General features: G+C 45.9%; 18 protein-coding genes and 1 riboswitch. Of the genes, 13 read left to right on the top strand and 5 right to left on the bottom strand.

The genetic code is table 11. From position 1 onward, the window contains the following. The first annotated feature begins 94 nt into the window (after positions 1-94). The 8 genes from NST16_RS15650 to NST16_RS15615 all read left to right on the top strand — a co-directional run bounded on the left by NST16_RS15650 (position 95) and on the right by NST16_RS15615 (position 11,701). A complete protein-coding gene (locus NST16_RS15650) occupies positions 95-1,189 on the top strand; it encodes a lipoprotein YdaJ (RefSeq protein WP_340887454.1) in 1,095 nt (364 codons plus the stop codon). Then, positions 1,170-2,021 (top strand): diguanylate cyclase domain-containing protein, encoded by an 852-nt coding sequence (locus NST16_RS15645; RefSeq protein ID WP_010333074.1) that lies wholly within the window; start codon positions 1,170-1,172, stop codon positions 2,019-2,021. The genes NST16_RS15650 and NST16_RS15645 overlap by 20 nt, the downstream gene beginning before the upstream one ends. Continuing rightward, a complete protein-coding gene (locus tag NST16_RS15640) occupies positions 2,011-3,741 on the top strand; it encodes a DUF2334 domain-containing protein (RefSeq protein WP_340887452.1) in 1,731 nt (576 codons plus the stop codon). The genes NST16_RS15645 and NST16_RS15640 overlap by 11 nt, the downstream gene beginning before the upstream one ends. Beyond that, complete coding sequence (locus tag NST16_RS15635) at positions 3,734-4,996, top strand: glycosyltransferase family 2 protein (RefSeq protein ID WP_340887451.1); 1,263 nt, start codon at positions 3,734-3,736, stop codon at positions 4,994-4,996. Before NST16_RS15640 ends, NST16_RS15635 begins: the two co-directional genes overlap by 8 nt. A 5-nt stretch (positions 4,997-5,001) precedes the next feature. Then, a complete protein-coding gene (locus NST16_RS15630; protein WP_340887450.1) occupies positions 5,002-7,113 on the top strand; it encodes a cellulose biosynthesis cyclic di-GMP-binding regulatory protein BcsB in 2,112 nt (703 codons plus the stop codon). Positions 7,114-7,248: 135 nt separating this feature from the next. Continuing rightward, positions 7,249-7,393: riboswitch (cyclic di-AMP (ydaO/yuaA leader) on the top strand. A gap of 189 nt (positions 7,394-7,582) precedes the next feature. Beyond that, positions 7,583-9,406, top strand: a complete 1,824-nt coding sequence (gene kimA / locus NST16_RS15625; RefSeq protein WP_268447807.1) for a potassium transporter KimA — start codon at positions 7,583-7,585, stop codon at positions 9,404-9,406. 49 nt (positions 9,407-9,455) lie between these two features. Then, on the top strand, positions 9,456-9,914 hold the full coding sequence (locus NST16_RS15620) for an NUDIX hydrolase (RefSeq protein ID WP_340887449.1): 459 nt from the start codon (positions 9,456-9,458) through the stop codon (positions 9,912-9,914). 62 nt (positions 9,915-9,976) lie between these two features. Then, positions 9,977-11,701: a pyruvate oxidase gene (locus NST16_RS15615; protein ID WP_326226531.1), complete on the top strand. Its 1,725-nt coding sequence runs from the start codon at positions 9,977-9,979 to the stop codon at positions 11,699-11,701. 208 nt (positions 11,702-11,909) lie between these two features. Here NST16_RS15615 and NST16_RS15610 read toward each other — a convergent pair whose 3' ends face one another. The 4 genes from NST16_RS15610 to NST16_RS15595 all read right to left on the bottom strand — a co-directional run bounded on the left by NST16_RS15610 (position 11,910) and on the right by NST16_RS15595 (position 14,584). Beyond that, complete coding sequence (locus tag NST16_RS15610; RefSeq protein WP_010333081.1) at positions 11,910-12,179, bottom strand: hypothetical protein; 270 nt, start codon at positions 12,177-12,179, stop codon at positions 11,910-11,912. A gap of 107 nt (positions 12,180-12,286) precedes the next feature. Continuing rightward, complete coding sequence (locus NST16_RS15605) at positions 12,287-13,564, bottom strand: Nramp family divalent metal transporter (protein WP_326192028.1); 1,278 nt, start codon at positions 13,562-13,564, stop codon at positions 12,287-12,289. A 232-nt stretch (positions 13,565-13,796) separates the two neighbouring features. Further along, the gene (locus NST16_RS15600; protein WP_010333083.1) at positions 13,797-14,054 is read right to left on the bottom strand and encodes a GlsB/YeaQ/YmgE family stress response membrane protein; all 258 of its coding nucleotides are present in this window, start codon (positions 14,052-14,054) and stop codon (positions 13,797-13,799) included. Between the two features lie 77 nt (positions 14,055-14,131). Continuing rightward, entirely contained in the window at positions 14,132-14,584 is a 453-nt protein-coding gene (locus tag NST16_RS15595; RefSeq protein ID WP_340887448.1) for a DUF2188 domain-containing protein, read from the bottom strand. 117 nt (positions 14,585-14,701) lie between these two features. On the opposite strand from NST16_RS15595, the gene NST16_RS15590 reads away from it, so the two are divergent. The 5 genes from NST16_RS15590 to NST16_RS15570 all read left to right on the top strand — a co-directional run bounded on the left by NST16_RS15590 (position 14,702) and on the right by NST16_RS15570 (position 17,380). Then, positions 14,702-15,520 (top strand): EcsC family protein, encoded by an 819-nt coding sequence (locus tag NST16_RS15590; RefSeq protein WP_168746969.1) that lies wholly within the window; start codon positions 14,702-14,704, stop codon positions 15,518-15,520. Positions 15,521-15,649: 129 nt separating this feature from the next. After that, positions 15,650-16,021: a glucose starvation-inducible protein GsiB gene (gsiB, locus tag NST16_RS15585; protein WP_010333086.1), complete on the top strand. Its 372-nt coding sequence runs from the start codon at positions 15,650-15,652 to the stop codon at positions 16,019-16,021. Between the two features lie 139 nt (positions 16,022-16,160). Next, complete coding sequence (locus tag NST16_RS15580) at positions 16,161-16,502, top strand: cupin domain-containing protein (protein ID WP_268447805.1); 342 nt, start codon at positions 16,161-16,163, stop codon at positions 16,500-16,502. Beyond that, the gene (locus NST16_RS15575; protein WP_340887445.1) at positions 16,496-16,855 is read left to right on the top strand and encodes a YdbC family protein; all 360 of its coding nucleotides are present in this window, start codon (positions 16,496-16,498) and stop codon (positions 16,853-16,855) included. Before NST16_RS15580 ends, NST16_RS15575 begins: the two co-directional genes overlap by 7 nt. Positions 16,856-16,993: 138 nt before the next feature. Further along, positions 16,994-17,380 (top strand): VOC family protein, encoded by a 387-nt coding sequence (locus NST16_RS15570; protein ID WP_010333089.1) that lies wholly within the window; start codon positions 16,994-16,996, stop codon positions 17,378-17,380. Between the two features lie 41 nt (positions 17,381-17,421). Here the strand turns inward: NST16_RS15570 and NST16_RS15565 are convergent, their stop codons facing one another. Further along, the gene (locus NST16_RS15565; RefSeq protein ID WP_010333090.1) at positions 17,422-18,243 is read right to left on the bottom strand and encodes a manganese catalase family protein; all 822 of its coding nucleotides are present in this window, start codon (positions 18,241-18,243) and stop codon (positions 17,422-17,424) included. Positions 18,244-18,304: the final 61 nt, after the last annotated feature.

The raw sequence follows: 18,304 nt of genomic DNA, 5'->3' as shown, positions 1-18,304 counted from the left end.
TTATAGTTAATATAATTTGTAACATGGCAGTAATAATTTCGTCATATATTGGTGTGCGTCTGATTCGCTTCGGACGACAAAGGGGGACTTGCCTGTGCGGCATGTGTTGGTCGCTGCTATCTTATGTTGCTTATCTATCGGACTTTCCGCAGGGTGTGTTGAATCTGGAAATAAAATCCTATATCAGTCGGAGGCAGATAGGAATACCCGACCGCTTCAGCCGGCGGAGTATTTCATCTATCACCATCTTATGAATGACCAGGGGCTTATCAAAACGGATTTCTCAGATCAGCCCTCCTATTTATCAGAATCGATTGGCCTGTGGATGGAGTTTTTGGTCAGCAGACAAGACGCCTCGCATTTTCAGGAGCAATATCAGCATCTGACGGATTCTTTTCTTCTGAATCATCAGCTGGTGACATGGAAGATACAAAACGGTCAAGCGAGCGGAACAAACGCGCTGATTGATGATATGAGAATCATGGTGTCTCTCGATCAGGCAGCTGCTCTTTGGGGGAGCAGCCAATATGAAAAAACGGCCCGTGATATCGGCACGGCTTTAAAGACATACAACATGTACAACGGGATGTTTACAGATTTTTACGATGCAGCCTCTCAGGCCGCTTCAAAGGACGTGACGCTTTCGTATGTCATGCCCGATGCACTAGCTGTTTTGAAAAAGTATGGAATCATAGACGAAGAAACAGTACAGCGAAATGCCGATGTTCTCTATCTAGCCCCTTTAAAGAATGGGTTCCTTCCAAAAACGTACAGCGCAGAGTCAAAGCAGTACAAATATGACAGTGAAGTAAACGTCATTGACCAGCTCTACGCCGCGTGGCATTTGCCGGAAGGGAATGAAAAAGCCGCTGTGATAGCGGAGTGGGTCAAAAAGGAATTTCAGGCAAACGGAAAGCTGTACGGACGATATTCAGCAGATACGAAGGAGCCTGCCGTCCAATATGAGTCGCCGTCCGTATACGCGTTAGCTGCTTTATTTTTGGCAAAACAACATGAAGACAGCTCGGTCATCAAAGCGATTTATGATAGAATGAATGACTTTGAAATTCTTGATCCGGCGAAACCATATTATGGGGGTTACATGAGCGGCTCCGACACGCACTCGTTCGACAATCTGCTGCCGCTGTTAGCCGAAAGGAAGCTTTTTAATGAAACGATCATTCAATGAATCACAAAAATTATTTGCTTATCTTTCAGGGCTTATCGCAGCCCTGTCTCTGTTTATTTTTTATGTGTCCGCCGATCAGTCGGAGGGCTTTCTGATCATTTGCATCACATTTGTCGTGATCGGAGCCGGCATTTGGTTCGGTCCGATTTACGCGCTGGCGGTCACTTTAATCGTTCTCTTTGTTCTTGGCACGCTCATGATGTTTTTTCAGACTGGACAGGCTGTGATGTTTTCGGCTGAAGACGGGTTGCGCATGCTGATCGTGTGGGGAATTGCGCTTTTGCTGTTTTCCTTTATGTCAGGAAGAATCCACGATATTGCAGCAGAGCTGCGCCGTTCAGTCAAACGTCTTCAATCTGAAATCAAAAGCTTCGTGGCTGTCGACAGAGTGACGGGTTTTGATAACAAGCAAAGAATGAAACTGGAATTGTCAGAGGAAATCAAACGGGCGGAGCGCTACGGCAATTCCTTTGTCTTTTTGTTGCTTCATATGCATTATTTCAAGGAATTTAAGTCTTTGTACGGAGAGAAAGAGACCGACCGCCTCTTTCAATTCGTCAGCCTGCAAATCAGGTCAAGCGTCCGGGAAACGGATAAAAAATTCCGCCCCTCTGACGAGCGCTTCGGCATTGTGCTGACACACACGCCGGCTGAACATATGCCGGCCGTTCTGGCAAAGCTGAAAAAACAGCTGGACACGTATCAGCTGACAAACGGAAAGTATGTGTCGCTTACGTTCCATGTCTGTTATTTACCTTATCGAAGAGATATAAGGACGGCTGATCAATTTTTAGATGAACTGGAAAACGAGATGATGATGAATGAACTTTAGAAGAATAACGCTACTCTGCGTGACCGTTCTGATGCTGACAGCTATTGCTTCTTTTCCCGTGTCGGCCCAAGCAAAGGGGCAGGATGACGGTATACTCATCATCTACTCAACCTTGGACGGCAAAGAGTCGCCTCAAGTCAAAATGCTCGATTTATTGGCTGGCCATTTTACATCTCATGTCACGGTCAGAAAAGATTCGGATGTTACAGCATCTGATGTGAAAGGCAAAGAACATGTTATTTATTACGGGCAAACGAAAAGAAAGCTCAGCAAAAAACTGGTGTCCCTCATCAGCGGCGTAAAAGAACCTGTCGTCGCGATAGGCTATAATGCCGGACAAATCAGCCAATTTTCCGGTCTTTCCTTAACCCGCAAAGAACATGTCTATCAGATTCACAGCAGCACGGAAAGAAACGATGTTTCCTTAGAGAGCGGGCTTCACGTGCTGAGCGTATCAGGCCTGAAAGGAAAGGCGCTGTATACCTTTACATCTGGTGACGGCAAAGCGCGTCCGTTTATATGGAAAACGGAAAAATCAAATGTGTATATCGGCTTAACCAATCTGTTAAATGACAATCTGATCGTGGCGAAAGAGCTTCGAGAAGCATTTGGAGAGAAGGCTGGAACCACGCTTTTATATTTGCGGCTGGAGGATATCAGCCCGATGTCTGATGAAACCTTGCTGCTTCAAGCCGGTACATATCTGTACAAGAGACATGTGCCTTTTATCCTGTCAGTCATTCCGGTGTATCTGAATCCGGAAACAGGCGATAAAGTGTATTTGTCTGATAAACCGAAGATGGTCAAGGTATTGAAAAAACTGCAAAGCATGGGCGGCAGTATCATTGTTCATGGCTATACACACGCCTATCGCCACAGTGAAACAGGAGAGGGCTTCGAGTTTTGGGATGCCAAGGCGGACCAGCCAATCACTTCGGAAAATGCCGATGACACCCCGTCCATTTTGGAAAAGGAACAGGCTTTTCCGAATGAACAGGCCTATAAGAGCTATTTGAAGCCGTTTCAGGAAAAGGAAGAAACATATACAAGGCAAAAGCTGACGCACGCCATTGAGGATTTAACCTCGGCAGGGCTTTATCCGCTGGCATTTGAAGCCCCGCACTATACGATGTCTGAGTACGGCTATCAAATAGCTTCACAGTATTTTTCAAGCATGTTTGGGCAGGTGCAGCTCAGCAATACAACATGGAAAACCTCCGGTGCATCCCCGTTTTTGACCAAACCAGCTATGCTGCATGGGATGACGCTGTATCCGGAAACAATCGGTTTTGTCGATACATCAAAACAAAACCCGCTCGGCGATATGCAGGAGAACATATCACAGGTGATTGATTTTGAAGGCGGAGTGGCCGGAGGGTTTTATCACCCGTATCTTGGGATGAAATATTTGCCGGAGCTTGTTGACCAGATGGAACGCATTCCGGACAGTGAATGGCTTGATTTGAAGAAAACGAAACAAACCGTCAAAACAGACAAAGTGGAAATTCATACAAGCGGTGACGGAACGATTCAGGTGAAAAACGGCGTAAGTGCCGTCGGCGAGTTTTTCGACCACCATCGGCAAACCCCGTTGGAAAAGGCGTTATGGATTCTCTCCGCAGTTGTGCTCTTGTTTGTCATCATGTTTGTCAGCTATACGTTTTACTTGAGGGCCACATTAAAAAAACGAATGTTTAAGGAGAGAAGAAGCCTTGGGTAATATGCTGTTCTTTATCTCGCTGAGTTTAATATGGGTCATGCTTCTCTATCACATGTTTCTCATGCAGGGTGGATTCCGCCACTACATGACCTTCGAGCGGAACATTCCGAAGTGGAGAGAAAACATGAAGGAATTGCCGAAGGTCAGTGTACTCATCCCGGCCCATAATGAAGAAGTTGTCATTCGGCAGACGCTGAAGGCTATGGTGAATCTTTATTATCCGAAGGACCGGCTGGAGATTATTGTGGTAAACGATAATTCTTCAGACCGGACGGGTGATATCGTCAATGAATTTTCCCAGAAATACGATTTTATCAAAATGGTGATCACAAAACCGCCTAACGCCGGAAAAGGCAAATCCTCGGCGCTCAACTCCGGTTTTGCTGAATCAAACGGTGATGTCATTTGTATATATGACGCCGACAACACGCCTGAAAAAATGGCCGTGTATTATCTTGTTCTCGGTCTGATGAATGACGAGAAGGCAGGCGCAGTGGTGGGGAAATTCCGTGTCATCAATGCGGCAAAAACGCTGCTGACGAAGTTTATCAACATTGAAACGATCTGTTTTCAGTGGATGGCGCAGGGTGGCAGATGGAAGTGGTTCAAAATCGCTACCATTCCCGGAACCAATTTCGCAATCCGCAGAAGCATTATTGAAAAGCTCGGGGGCTGGGATGATAAAGCGCTGGCTGAAGATACCGAGCTGACCATCCGGGTGTATAACCTCGGCTATCACATCCGCTTTTTCCCGGCTGCTATTACTTGGGAGCAGGAGCCGGAAACGTGGAAGGTGTGGTGGCGCCAGCGGACGAGATGGGCGCGCGGCAATCAATATGTCGTCCTGAAGTTTTTGGCGCAGTTTTTCAAACTGAAACGAAAACGGATTATCTTTGACTTGTTTTACTTTTTCTTTACGTATTTCCTGTTTTTCTTTGGCGTGATCATGTCAAACACGATATTTGTGGTCAATCTGTTTTATGATTTGCATTTGTCGGTCGGGTTTTTGGCAATGATTCTTTGGATTTTGGCGTTTTTCTTATTTATGACCGAGGTCATGATTACGTTAAGCATCGAAAAAACAGAAATGAACAGGCAAAACTTCTTTATCGTATTTCTGATGTACTTTACGTACTCGCAGGCATGGATTGTGCTCGTGATCTATTCTTTATTCGTAGAAATCAAGCACCGTTTATTCAAGCAGGAGGTCAAATGGTACAAGACAGAACGATACAATCAACATAAAAGCGGGTGACCTTTTTGAAACAACTACTTATTTTTCTGACAAGCATTATGCTGCTGGCAATGACCGGACAAGCGGCCTTCGCCCAAGAGATGCAGGTCGATGGCTCTCTTCTAGGCAAAAGCAGCCGTGAACAAGCCAAACAGCAGGTGCTGACAAGCGATCTCATGACACTGTACGGATCAAAAGACAGCGCGGAACTGACGTATCAGATTCCCGCAGGCGCCTCTTCCGGCAGCCAGCAATTGGTGATTGAATACGAGGCATCGGATCTATTAATTTCTCCTTCTTCGTTAACGGCTGTGATTGACGATGAACCGGTCAAAACGGTAAAGCTAAACGGTGATTCAAAACGGAAAACACTGAAGCTGAACTTGACCAAAAGCCAGTCCGCCCAAGGCTATCACAGCGTATCGCTGAAATTTTACGGCGTCATGAAAGAGGGCGTCTGCGTCAGACAGGATACGTCCGGCAACTGGATCAAAATTTTTCCGGACAGCCGCCTGACACTGGCGGACAGCAGCGAAGCGAAGGGAACGTCACTTGAACATTACCCATACCCATTTGCCCAATCGGGTAATACAGCGGAAGAGACTGCTATTGTCATTCCGGATAACCCGACTTCGGCAGAAATTGAAGCGGCTGTCAAAACAGAAGGATACCTGAAAACTGCGGACAGCAGTGTCAGCATTTCGTTTGTGAAGGAATCTGAAGTGAAGCAAATCGACAAGCCGACCATTTTCATCGGTGTGGACAAGCATTGGAACGGCAAGGTGAAAAAGCTGATCAAACAAGCCGGCTTACAGGCAAAAGGAGAAAAACTTCTGCTTGCGGAGCGCGTGCTGAAAGCGCAGGGCAAGCAGCAGCCGGTTCTGTTTGCTCAAGCGGCATCTGATGATGTGCTCTCAGAAAAAATCAGCGTCATCACTGATCAGACTTACACCGGCCAGCTAAGCGGAGAAACACTTTCTATTGGCAAGCTTCACAAGTCTGAAAAGCAGGAAAGCAATAAGCTGACCCTTGAGAAATTTGGGGCAGAAGATATTACTATTGGAGCTGACAAAACATCTTCAGCACATTATTTTTATCCGGCTTCGGCGGTGATAGATCAAAACCAATCAGCCAAGCTGTCGCTTAAGCTAAAGAAATCGGAAACGATTCAAGCAGCCGCCGCAGAAAGCGATTCATCCTCTCAAGCAGCAGAGCTGAAGGTCCTAATCAACGGGCAGCCGCATTCGGTCCGCCTCAATGAATTAGGAAAAGAAGATAAAAACGGATACTATCATGTCACGCTGAAAGTAGACCCTAAGCTGCTGCAGAAAAACCGCTACATTGATATGCAGTTTATCACCACGGGCTTAAAGGAAGACAATCCTTGCAATACAACTGACGAAGAGAAATGGGTCTTTATTGATAAAAGCAGCACATTGTCTTACACCGTCAAAGGCACAGCTCCGTCAGCGAATTTTCAGGAGTGGCCGCTTCCTTACGCCGGAAATCAGGAACAGGCAACACTGATTGTGCTTCCTGACAGTGTGAGCCAACCTAAGCTTAAAGAGCTTTCACTCGTTACTGATTCCTTCGGAAGCGAAGCCCAGCAATCATTTACAGTAAGGAAAGCATCTGAAGTCAAAGCGGATGACGCGAAAGGCCGGAACTTAATTTTCATCGGCGGTGTCAGCCAGTTCTCTCTTTTGAAAGAGAAATCTTCTGATCTGCTCGTGCCTCTAGCGAAAAACGGCTCGTTTGACGTGTCAGGCTTTGAAATGCTGAACGAGACAACGAAACAAGTGGCATTTACCCAGGCGTCTTTATGGGATGCAAATTATACGATGGCTGTTTTTGCGCCGCTGAAAGAAAATGGTGCAGCCGTCACAAAAGAAATGATCAGCTTTTTGAACAGCAATGATGACACGGCGACCGTCATCAATGAAACAAACAGCCAGCAGGTGTTTACAAACCACCAGCAGCTCAAATCGGAAACAAACAGTTCTGAAGCAGAAAAAACAGCCCAAGATCAAGGCCAAAAACTGCTGTATATCGGCGTGCTGGCTCTCATTATGGTGATTGCGGCATGCTTCATTTGGGTCACTGTTAGACGAAGAAAAAGAAAAATAGATAGAGAATAAGACAGAGGCTGATATTAGCCTCTGTTTTTTGTTTTTGGATCAAATTTTCCATTTGTGGAACCTGTCATTTTATTTTTTTCTCAGGGCCGATAAGCCTCTTTACAACATACGTAAACGGGAGTATGATCTCTTTTAGAAAACAAATCGCTTAATCTGAAAACAGAGCGGGGGACCCATTTTGGCGGCATTTTGCCGCTCGGGGTGAATCCTTTTTAGGTAGGGCAAACTCTCATATGCCCGAATCCGTCAGCTAACCTCGTAAGCGTTCATGAGAGGAGATGAATGAAACCTGTGTTCGATGTTAAGGCACAGGGGCATCCGTTTGCCTCTGTGTTTTTTGCTGTTCAATTTTCAGAATGTAAATCGCATACAGAGACATCATAGCAGAAAGGACTATTATAAAATGTGAGAACAGATGCGGATGTTTTATTGTTTTAATGAAAAATGAAATTAAAAGGGGAAGACATCGATGTATCATTCAATCAAACGTTTTTTGATTGGGAAACCGTTAAAATCACAAGCAGCAGGAGAACAAAAACTGACAAAATTAAAGGCACTTGCCATGCTTTCCTCAGATGCTTTATCATCTGTCGCTTACGGAACGGAACAAATTCTTATCATATTGGCGGCGGTAAGCGCTGCTGCATTTTGGTATTCCATTCCGATAGCGGTCGGCGTACTCATTTTGCTGCTCGCGCTGATTCTCTCATACAGGCAAATTATTTACGCTTATCCGCAGGGCGGCGGGGCGTATGTTGTATCAAAAGAAAACCTTGGCGAAAAGCCCGGACTGATTGCAGGCGGTTCATTGCTCGTCGATTATATATTAACTGTAGCAGTAAGTATTTCCGCAGGAACGGATGCCATCACCTCGGCGTTCCCGGCACTGCATGATTATCATATACCCATTGCTGTTTTGCTGGTTTTAGTGATTATGATTTTAAATCTGCGGGGGCTGTCAGAATCAGCATCAATCCTTGCCTACCCGGTCTATCTGTTTGTGGCGGCTCTTTTCATCCTGATTGCCGTCGGTTTATTTAAGCTTATGACAGGGCAAATAGATCAGCCTGTCCACCATACACCGATCGGCACACCGGTAGCCGGCATTACGCTGTTTTTGTTGCTAAAGGCTTTTTCATCCGGCTGCTCCGCGCTTACCGGAGTTGAAGCGATCTCCAACGCGATTCCAGCCTTCAAAAACCCGCCTGCGCGAAACGCGGCGAGAACGTTGGCTATGATGGGGATCTTGCTTGCGGTTCTGTTTGCCGGTATCACAGTACTTGCATACGGTTACGGGACGGCTCCGAAACCGAATGAAACGGTCATTTCACAAATTGCGTCGGATACCTTCGGAAGAAATGTGTTTTACTATGTCATTCAGGGTGTGACATCGTTAATTTTGGTCCTTGCGGCGAATACGGGCTTTTCAGCTTTCCCGCAGCTTGCCTTCAACTTGGCGAGAGACCAGTACATGCCGCGCATGTTTACAGTAAGAGGCGACCGCTTAGGCTTCTCAAACGGAATTATCTTTTTAGGCGTTGCCTCAATTGTGCTGATTCTGTTATTTGGAGGGCAGACGGAGCACTTAATTCCGCTATACGCGGTCGGTGTGTTTATTCCATTTACGCTTTCGCAAACAGGAATGTGCATCAAATGGATCAAACAAAAACCAAAAGGCTGGATTGGAAAAATGCTGATCAACTCCTGCGGCGCATTGATATCGTTTATGGTTCTGTCCATCCTGTTTGTCACGAAGTTTAATGTCGTATGGCCTGTTTTGATCTTTATGCCTATCGTCGTTTTTTTGTTTTTCGCGATTAAGAATCACTATACGGCTGTCGGTGAGCAGCTTCGTATCGTAAACAAACAGCCGGAAGAAATCAAAGGTACGGTCGTGATTGTGCCTGTAGCGGGTGTCACGACCGTCGTGCAAAAATCCATTCAATACGCAAAGTCACTGTCAGATCAGGTCATTGCCGTTCACGTATCGTTTGACAGAGAACAGGAAAAGAAAGTGGAAAAACGCTGGGAAGAGCTGAATAATGGAGTGCGTCTTGTCACGCTTCACTCTTCGTACAGAAGCCTGGTCCATCCTTTTGATAAGTTCTTGGAAACTGTTGAAGCAAAAGCAAAGAAGAAACAGTTTTCTGTCATGGTGCTGTTCCCGCAGTTTATAACAAAAAAACGCTGGCACACCATTCTGCACAACCAGTCAGCCTTCCTGCTGAGAGTCCGGCTGTTCTGGAAGAAGGACATAATCGTTGCCACATTGCCGTATCATTTTAAAAAGTAAGCAGCTAAGACCAAGGGACATCCCTTGGTCTTTTTTAAATAAAGGGGGAATGGCGGTGTATACGGAAGGGGCATTTGTTATAGTGACAAACGCAAAGCGGCAAATTCTGCTGGTCAAACGGAAAGACGTTCCTTTATGGGATTTGCCGGGCGGACGGGTTGAATCAGGAGAAACCCAGGAGGCAGCGGCGATCCGGGAGGTAATGGAAGAAACGGGATATCTGATAGAGCTTTCCGGGAAATTGGGTGTCTATCAAAGACCTAAGTTTCAGGACGAACAGCATGTGTTTGCAGGGAACATAACAGGCGGACAAGCGATAGAAAACGGCATGGAAACGGCCGGGCTGAAGTGGTTTTCGCCGGAGCGTCTGCCGCTTTTGATGGTGCCAAACCGGAAAATGCAAATCAGAGATTTTCTAAACGGTGCCGCGGGCATCAAGAGTACCGTCAAGGACAACAGCTTTTTGGCGGCCCTAGACCTGTTCAGAAGGAAATACAGCAAGCGATAGTTGCCTCCGGGTTTTAAACGCCTCCCCCTGTGGTATTGAAAAAGGAAAAAGGAGGATACGGCATGGCACACAAAACAGCAGGACAAACAATGACAGAACTGCTTGAACAATGGGGAGTTGATCATGTTTACGGCATCCCCGGAGACAGCATTAACGAATTTATTGAGGAACTGAGACACGAAAGAAATCAATTGGAATTCATCCAAACCCGCCATGAAGAGGTGGCAGCGCTGGCAGCCGCGGCTGAGGCAAAACTCACCGGCAAGATTGGTGTCTGCCTGTCAATTGCAGGGCCGGGTGCGGTGCACTTATTGAACGGTTTATACGATGCAAAAGCGGACGGCGCCCCTGTGCTTGCGATTGCAGGTCAGGTTTCCTCAGGCGAAGTCGGGCGGGACTACTTTCAGGAGATTAAGCTTGAGCAAATGTTTGAAGATGTGGCAGTGTTTAACAGGGAGGTACATAGCGCGGAGTCACTGCCGGATCTGTTGAATCAGGCGATCCGCACTGCCTACAGCAAAAAAGGCGTTGCGGTATTAAGTGTGTCAGATGATTTGTTTTCGGAGAAAATCAAACGGGAACCCGTTTATACATCACCGTTGTATATTGAAGGGAATCTTGAACCGAAAAAAGAACAGCTTGTGACATGCGCGCAATACATTAACAATGCGAAAAAGCCGATCATTTTGGCGGGACAGGGAATGAAAAAGGCGAAGCGGGAGCTGCTCGAATTTGCGGATAAAGCAGCGGCACCGATCGTCGTCACGCTCCCCGCAAAAGGCGTTGTTCCCGATAAGCACCCGCACTTTCTCGGTAACCTTGGGCAGATTGGGACAAAACCGGCCTATGAGGCAATGGAAGAATGCGATTTGTTAATCATGCTCGGCACCTCGTTCCCGTATCGTGATTACTTGCCGGAAGACACACCGGCAATCCAACTTGACTCAGACCCGGCGAAAATCGGCAAACGATATCCGGTAACAGCGGGGCTTGTCTGTGACTCGGCTCTGGGTCTGCGCGAACTGACGGAGTATATTGAACGGAAGGAAGACAGAAGATTCCTAAATGCCTGCACTGAACATATGCAGCATTGGTGGAACGAAATCGAAAAAGATGAAACTGAGGCGACAACACCGCTTAAACCCCAGCAGGTCATCGCGCGTCTTCAGGAAGCAGCAGCAGACGACGCGGTGCTGTCAGTAGATGTCGGCACTGTCACCGTCTGGATGGCGCGGCATTTCAAAATGAACGCGAACCAGGATTTCATCGTTTCCAGCTGGCTTGCGACAATGGGCTGCGGCCTGCCGGGAGCTATAGCGGCGAGCTTGTCTGAACCGGAGCGCCAGGCCATCGCAGTCTGCGGTGACGGGGGCTTTTCCATGGTCATGCAGGATCTCCCGACCGCAGTCAAATACAAGCTCCCGATTACTGTCGTTATTTTAAATAATGAAAATCTCGGCATGATTGAATATGAACAGCAGGTCAAAGGCAACATCGACTATGTCACAAAACTTCAGAATGTTGACTATGCCGCATTTGCAGAGAGCTGCGGAGCAAAAGGCATCAAGGTGACCAGAGCGGAAGAGCTTGCGCCGGCCTTTCATGAGGCGCTACACTCCGATCAGCCGGTCGTCGTTGACGTAATGATCGGAAATGAACCGCCGCTTCCCGGCAAGATCACCTACGGACAGGCAAAAGGCTTCAGCAAATACATGCTGAAAAACTTCTTCGAAAATCAAAAAATCGAAATGCCATCATTGAAGAAAAGCTTAAAACGGTTATTCTAAAAAAACAGGGGCGAGGCCCCTGTTTTTTGGATTTTATTGAATCATAAAATTGGTGGTTTGAACCTTTAAAATGACTCGTATACTTATTGGGATCAACATTCTCGCCGTGCCCAAAACGGACACAAGGACAAATGCATCTGCTTTTTAACCAAAAAGATCAGCGCATTTGTCCTTGTCTGTTTCATCCAAAATTTATGTCTCTATAAGCTTATTTCCCTTTTTTCGAAAGTCCGAAAAAGAAAGGAAAAGCAGAACCAACTAATAAAGTGCCGAATAAAAACATGCCGCCGATAAACACGTGAAAATTAGCGCCACCGGCTGTAAAAGCGGTAATTAAGGAAATGATACTGAGCACCACCATGGCGATGCCAGGCGCGATCCTCATTTTTTTACCTGTTGATTTATAAGCGATAACAGAACATAAAATTCCGATAACAATAGGGACAATCCATAAATAAAACAGAATAAATACTGACATTATCAAAACTCCGATTTTTTCTTCTATCATAACAAATTTCTGTAAAAAATGATATCAATGAGCTTTGAAGCCAAAATAAAAAACCGGCTCTATCAGCCGGTTTTTTTCTAACGGAACGTATCGACGATCAAAAACACATTCAAAGCAACAATCAGTACAGCGATCAGCCAAGAAACAACTGTTACCCATTTGGCATTGATCAGTGAACCCATAATCCTCTTATTGCTTGTGAACATAATAAGCGGAATTAAGGCAAAGGCAATGCCGAAGGAAAGTACCACCTGGCTCAGCACAAGAGCCGACGTCGGATTGACGCCTGATGCGATGATCAAGATCGGCGGAATGATTGTGATGAACCGCCGTACATACAGCGGGATGCGGTAATTGATAAATCCCTGCATAATCACATCGCCTGAAAGTGTTCCGACAGACGAACTGGATAGGCCCGCAACCAGCAGGCCGATTCCGAATAGCACGGCTGAAACAGGGCTGACAAGATGACCGAACTGCTGAAACGCGACATCAAGATCCTCGACAAACAGCCCGTTTTTGAAGAATAATGCTGCAGCCACAATCAGCATACTCGCATTAATAGCCCCTGCAATCAGCATCGCTATTAAAATATCAATAAATTCAAATCTGAAGATTTTTTTCCGTTCGGCATCTGTTTTGCCGACAACCCGCCGCTGTGTGAGGGCAGAGTGTAAATAAATGGCGTGCGGCATAACGGTTGCGCCGAGAATCCCTGCGGCAAGAAGAACGCTGTCGGTCCCGTGAAATGTCGGAACGAAAAGCCCCTTCATCACTGAGACGGCATCCGGCTTTGCGAAAAAGGTCTGCAGCGCAAAGGCGATGACCACTACAAACAGCATGCCGGCAATACCGGCTTCAAGTGAACGATAACCGCGGCGCTGAAGCTCCAAAATCGCGAAAGAGCCGATCGCCGCAATAATAGACGCTTCGAGCATCGGGATGCCGAACAGCAAATACAGTCCCAGCGCCGCTCCGATAAATTCTGCCAGATCAGTCGCGATAATGACGAGCTCGCCTTGAATCCATAAGCCGATGGAAACGGGCTTAGGAAATTCCTCACGAGCAACCTCAGGCAGGTTTTTGCCTGTCGCGATACCGAGTTTGGCGGAGAGTGATTGGATCAAGAGCGCCATGATATTAGAAAATAAAATCACCCATAGCAGCATATATCCATATTTAGAACCGGCTGATATATTTGTTGCGAAGTTACCGGGATCGATATAGGCAATAGCTGCAATAAACGCCGGGCCTAAAAAAGGCAGTAGTCCTCTGAATCCTCTGCTTTTCCCGTCAAGCGCATCTTGGACTGCTTGGGAACGGGGAGATTGTGCTGTGATGTCCTTATTCATCATGTACTCACCTGAATTCTAATTGTTTTTGCCATACAACAAAGAGTTTCCTTAAACCAAATTATTTTATCTACATCATATGACCATCCCGATTTCTTGTCAACCAATGATGATCAAAATCACTTCTTAAATTTTTCCCTGTTATGTAACATGATATGTAGGGCATCTGATAAGGGTCCATACATAAAAAGACATCGTTTCTGTATGAAACGATGCCTCCTGAATAATCTAACATTTAGGCTTCCTTCCGCAATCCGCGGAATACGAGGCTCAGTAAGAATACGAAGATCGCTGCCCCGATAATTGCCGGAATAATGGCAAATCCTGCAAGGCTCGGTCCCCAAGTTCCGAGTAGGCCATGCCCGATCCATGCGCCGATCAGACCTGCAATCATCGAACCGAAGATTCCTCCAGGCATGCGATTGCCGACGATGGCACTTCCGATTAGTCCAATTAAGATAGCAATAACTAATGAAACCAAAAAGCTAAGCATGATATTCACCTCTCCTTAATGATTTATATATCAATAGCCGTTCTAGACAGATCCGAAACGTACAAAAGCACATTTGCTTATGAGTCTGTTTTTATCTTTCTCTGCACACTGCCGTCAGCCAAATGAACAATTACGTCAGTGCCTTTATGCTCAGCAATTTCCTTTGCCCTTTCAATTGCTTCCGTTTTTGTATCCTTGATTTCAGATACACGTTTGGCATCCTCAGCTTTGACGGCCCAGCCATTCTTATGCTTAATGACATGTTCCGCCTTATTCATCAGCTCGGGTCTGGCGTCATCGTTTGCCTCCTCATCGCGTTCTGTTTCATCATCATGTTTAAGAAAGTCGTCAATTTCCTTTTTTGAGGCGTTTTCCGCCCATACCTTTGCTTTGCTCGTCGCAATCGGAATGGCGCGTCCGTCCTCATAGCCTTCATCAATCATGGCATTCGCGATTTCAATCGCCTTTTTCTTCACAGGCTTCTCGAGATTTTTCAGTGAAGCGGGGTAATCCTTCATAGACCAAGGCATTTCCATCACTCCTTTTGCTTTTATAAAAAGGGTACCCGCAGGTGAAAAATAAAAACGTTTTAGAGAAAAATGAAGGTATACTATAAAGTAGAAAAACGGAAGGGAAGTGCGAGTTGGGTGACAACAGAACGAAAAGAAGACTTACATCAGCAATTAAAAGAAATAGAGAAATGGGAAAAGGAGCAGCAAAAAGTCTGGTTTTGGGAAAAACTCAGCCGTCTCCCGTTTCAGCTGCTGGACAAGCTGACACCGGAATTCATTCAGAAAAAGATCGGCAAGCTTTTGGATGAGGTGGGCACCTTTGTTCAGACTGGAGGACAGTACCTGACATCGGAAAAACAGATTATCAAAACGTTTCAGAAGAAATTGCCCGAGCAAACCTTTGAATCACTGGAGGACGTACAGAAAGCGCCTCTGGCTGTTATGGATGATGTTGCTGAAGCGATGGGCAAAAACCGAATCAATGCTGCAACCGTTCAGGGAGCGACCACGGGTGTGGGCGGCGTATTTACACTGGCGGCAGACATTCCGGCTGTGCTCGGTTTATCATTAAAAACGCTGCAGGATATCGCAGTGGCCTATGGCTATAATCCAAAGGAGAAAAAAGAGCGTGTCTTCATCGTAAAATGTTTGCAGCTTACTTCAGCAGATGTTGTCGGTAAAAGATCCATTCTGAAAGAATTAAAAGACTATGATCAGGACCGTACATATAAGAATGTCGCTTCCCAAGTCCAAGGCTGGCGGGAAGTGGTTTTAGGCTACCGTGACACCTTTGGCTGGAAAAAGCTTTTTCAAATGGTGCCGGTCGCGGGAATGGTCTTTGGCGCGGCAGCCAATCGCTCGACATTAAATGACATTACCGAAACAGGCATGATGCTCTATAAAAAGCGGCGCATCCTCGAGCGGCTCAAAGAAACAGCACAGAATCATGAATAGAAGAAAAGCAGACGGGCACCGCGTTCCGTCTGCTTTTTTCAGTCAAAACACACTCAATGTGTTTTGTTTGTTTAAAAGAAATGACAGCGGGAAAACAACAACCAACACCAATTAAAGGAGGAATTCAAAATGGCACAAGATAACAAAATGAGCAGAGAAGAAGCAGGTAGAAAAGGCGGAGAAACGACTAGCAAAAACCATGATAAAGAATTCTATCAAGAGATTGGTCAAAAAGGCGGAGAAGCCACTAGCAAAAACCATGACAAAGAATTCTATCAGGAAATCGGCGAAAAAGGCGGAGAAGCCACTAGCAAGAATCATGACAAAGAGTTCTATCAAGAGATCGGTGAAAAAGGCGGAGAAGCCACTAGTGAAAATCATGACAAAGAATTCTATCAAGAAATCGGCCGTAAAGGCGGAGAAGCGACAAGCAAAAATCATGATAAGGAATTCTACCAAGAAATTGGCTCAAAAGGCGGAAACGCCCGCGACAACGACTAACTAAGTAAAGCATAAAAGGCAGACAACCTGTAGATAAAAAGCGATCCGGCGCAACAGCTGGATCGCTTTTTATTTTGGGTATTTTCTCAATTTATGCCAGTATTGCGATACAATAAGTGAAAAAAAGGGGTTTTCGCCAATGTCCGAGATACAAAATGTGCTCGCCATCGCTAATGAAGTCAAAGAAAAACACGCCAATTTTTCAATCTCAGAGGTCAACGACCACTGTGTGCGCCTCGCTGTGTTTACAGGAGAATATGACTGGCACCATCACCCTGACTCTGATGAATTATTCATTGTTCTTGAAGGTGAGCTGCTGATCGATTTTAAGAACAAAGAAACCGCGGTACTCAAAGCGAATGACAGCCTGCTGATCCCAAAAGGAACGGTTCACCGCACGCGCTCTTACGTCAGAACGGTGAATCTCTGTGTCGAGCATATACAAGCGAAAACAGTCACGATAGAGGAATTGCCATGCTGATCAAAAGGATTGTATGTGAAGTAGACACTGCAAATGCTAAAGCATTTTCAAACGCGCAGTCAAAGTGGGGAGCACTATCACATGTACATGGCTTCATCAAACAGACCGGCGGTTGGCGGAAAACAGCAGATGGGCTGTTCACCGCAGAGATCATCAGCGTTTGGGAGAACAGAGCTGCCTATGATCATTTTATGGAGAACGAACATGACGCTATCTATGAAGAAATCGGGCAAAAGGCTACGTTATATTCAATAGAAGTGGCGCTTACTCAGGTTGATGCAGAGGGGGTCGCTTTCTTATTTGAGAACTGGGAAATTGAATACGAGCCTGGATGGACCGTGACAAAAGCTTAGTGATGAGAAATCGCCCTCAAAAAGAGGATAAGCTGAGTTTATCGCTCATAATAACAATTAAGATATTCTCCTGTTATTTTGATTGAATTAGAATGAAGAAAATGGCATTCAATTGTGAAATCAGGGGGATTAATTCGGATGACTTTTCATTTTCATGAAATTGACCATATTCAGCTTGCGGCTCCTAAAGGCTGTGAAACTGCTGCAAGACAATTTTACGGCGGGATATTAGGTTTTCAGGAGATTGAAAAACCAGATGAGTTAAAAGCCCGGGGCGGAGTCTGGTTCACTTTTGGGAACAGACAATTGCATATCGGGATAGAAGAACCTTTTGTCCCGGCTAAAAAAGCACACCCTGCATTTGAGGTTTTGAATATAGAAGGCTTAAAAGAACATGTAAAATTAAATGGAATTGCAATTGTTGAGGACAAGAAACTTCCGGGAGCGGACAGATTCTATATTTCAGATCCATTTGGCAATCGTCTGGAGATGCTTGAGTGGCAGACAACGCACAAAAAAGGATAGATCACGGTTAATGATGATCTATCCTTTTTATGATAGTGTCTTTACTCGCGTCCTGGAAGCGTATCATGAACAAAAGGCGGTGCTGGTTTTAACTCCGGCTTTTCTCCAAACGCTTTAGCTTCTTTTACATATTCAAAGGCTTCTCCATCCGGCGCTTTCTCCTTCAGCCAGTTTTGCTCGGCACTTTCTTCACCTTCAGAGAAATTGATCAACTGATGCGAGAACTCTTGTTTTTCGAGTGCTTTCGGGAATGTCCCCGGCACAATCGGGCCTTCCTGTGCTTCTAATTCTTTAATGGCGGCGAGCCATTGGTTTTGGTGCATCGTGTCACGCGCCAGCAGGAAGCTGAGCATATCTTTGACGCCTTTGTCATCCGTCATTTCAAACAGGCGTGCGACCTGCAGACGGCCTTGTGATTCCGCATTCAGATTGGCGCGGAAGTCTGCCAGCAGGTTTCCGCTTGCTACGATATAGCCGCCGCTCCAAGGTACGCCTGTACTGCTTTCCGGCATGGCGCCAAGTCCTGATACAATGGCATGGTGAGGGTTCATGCCGCCCAGGATGGAGCCGATGACCGGATCTTCAGCGGCTTTTTCCTGCTGATCAAGCGGAGCGTCCTCAAGAAGTCTGGCGATCATCGTAGCGATCATTTCAACATGCCCGAGTTCCTCAGTTGCCGTATCCATCAGCAAATCCTTGTATTTTTCATTTCCTCTTGTATTCCAGCCTTGAAATAAGTATTGCATGGCAACAGAAATTTCTCCGAATTGCCCGCCTAAAATTTCTTGCATTTTTTTAGCGAATAATGGATCTGGACGATCTGGTTTAGCAGGATGCTGCAGCATTTTTGTGTGCTTAAACATGTACCCATCTCCTTTTCGTTTGTCTCTTTTTATATTTCCGATCGTATGAAAGATAAACGAA

Origin of the sequence: Bacillus sp. FSL K6-1005, from assembly GCF_038000225.1 — a bacterium.
GTDB lineage: Bacteria > Bacillota > Bacilli > Bacillales > Bacillaceae > Bacillus > Bacillus mojavensis.
The sequence above is the reverse complement of the archived record's forward strand: the minus strand, read 5'-3'. Positions and strand labels throughout refer to the sequence as shown.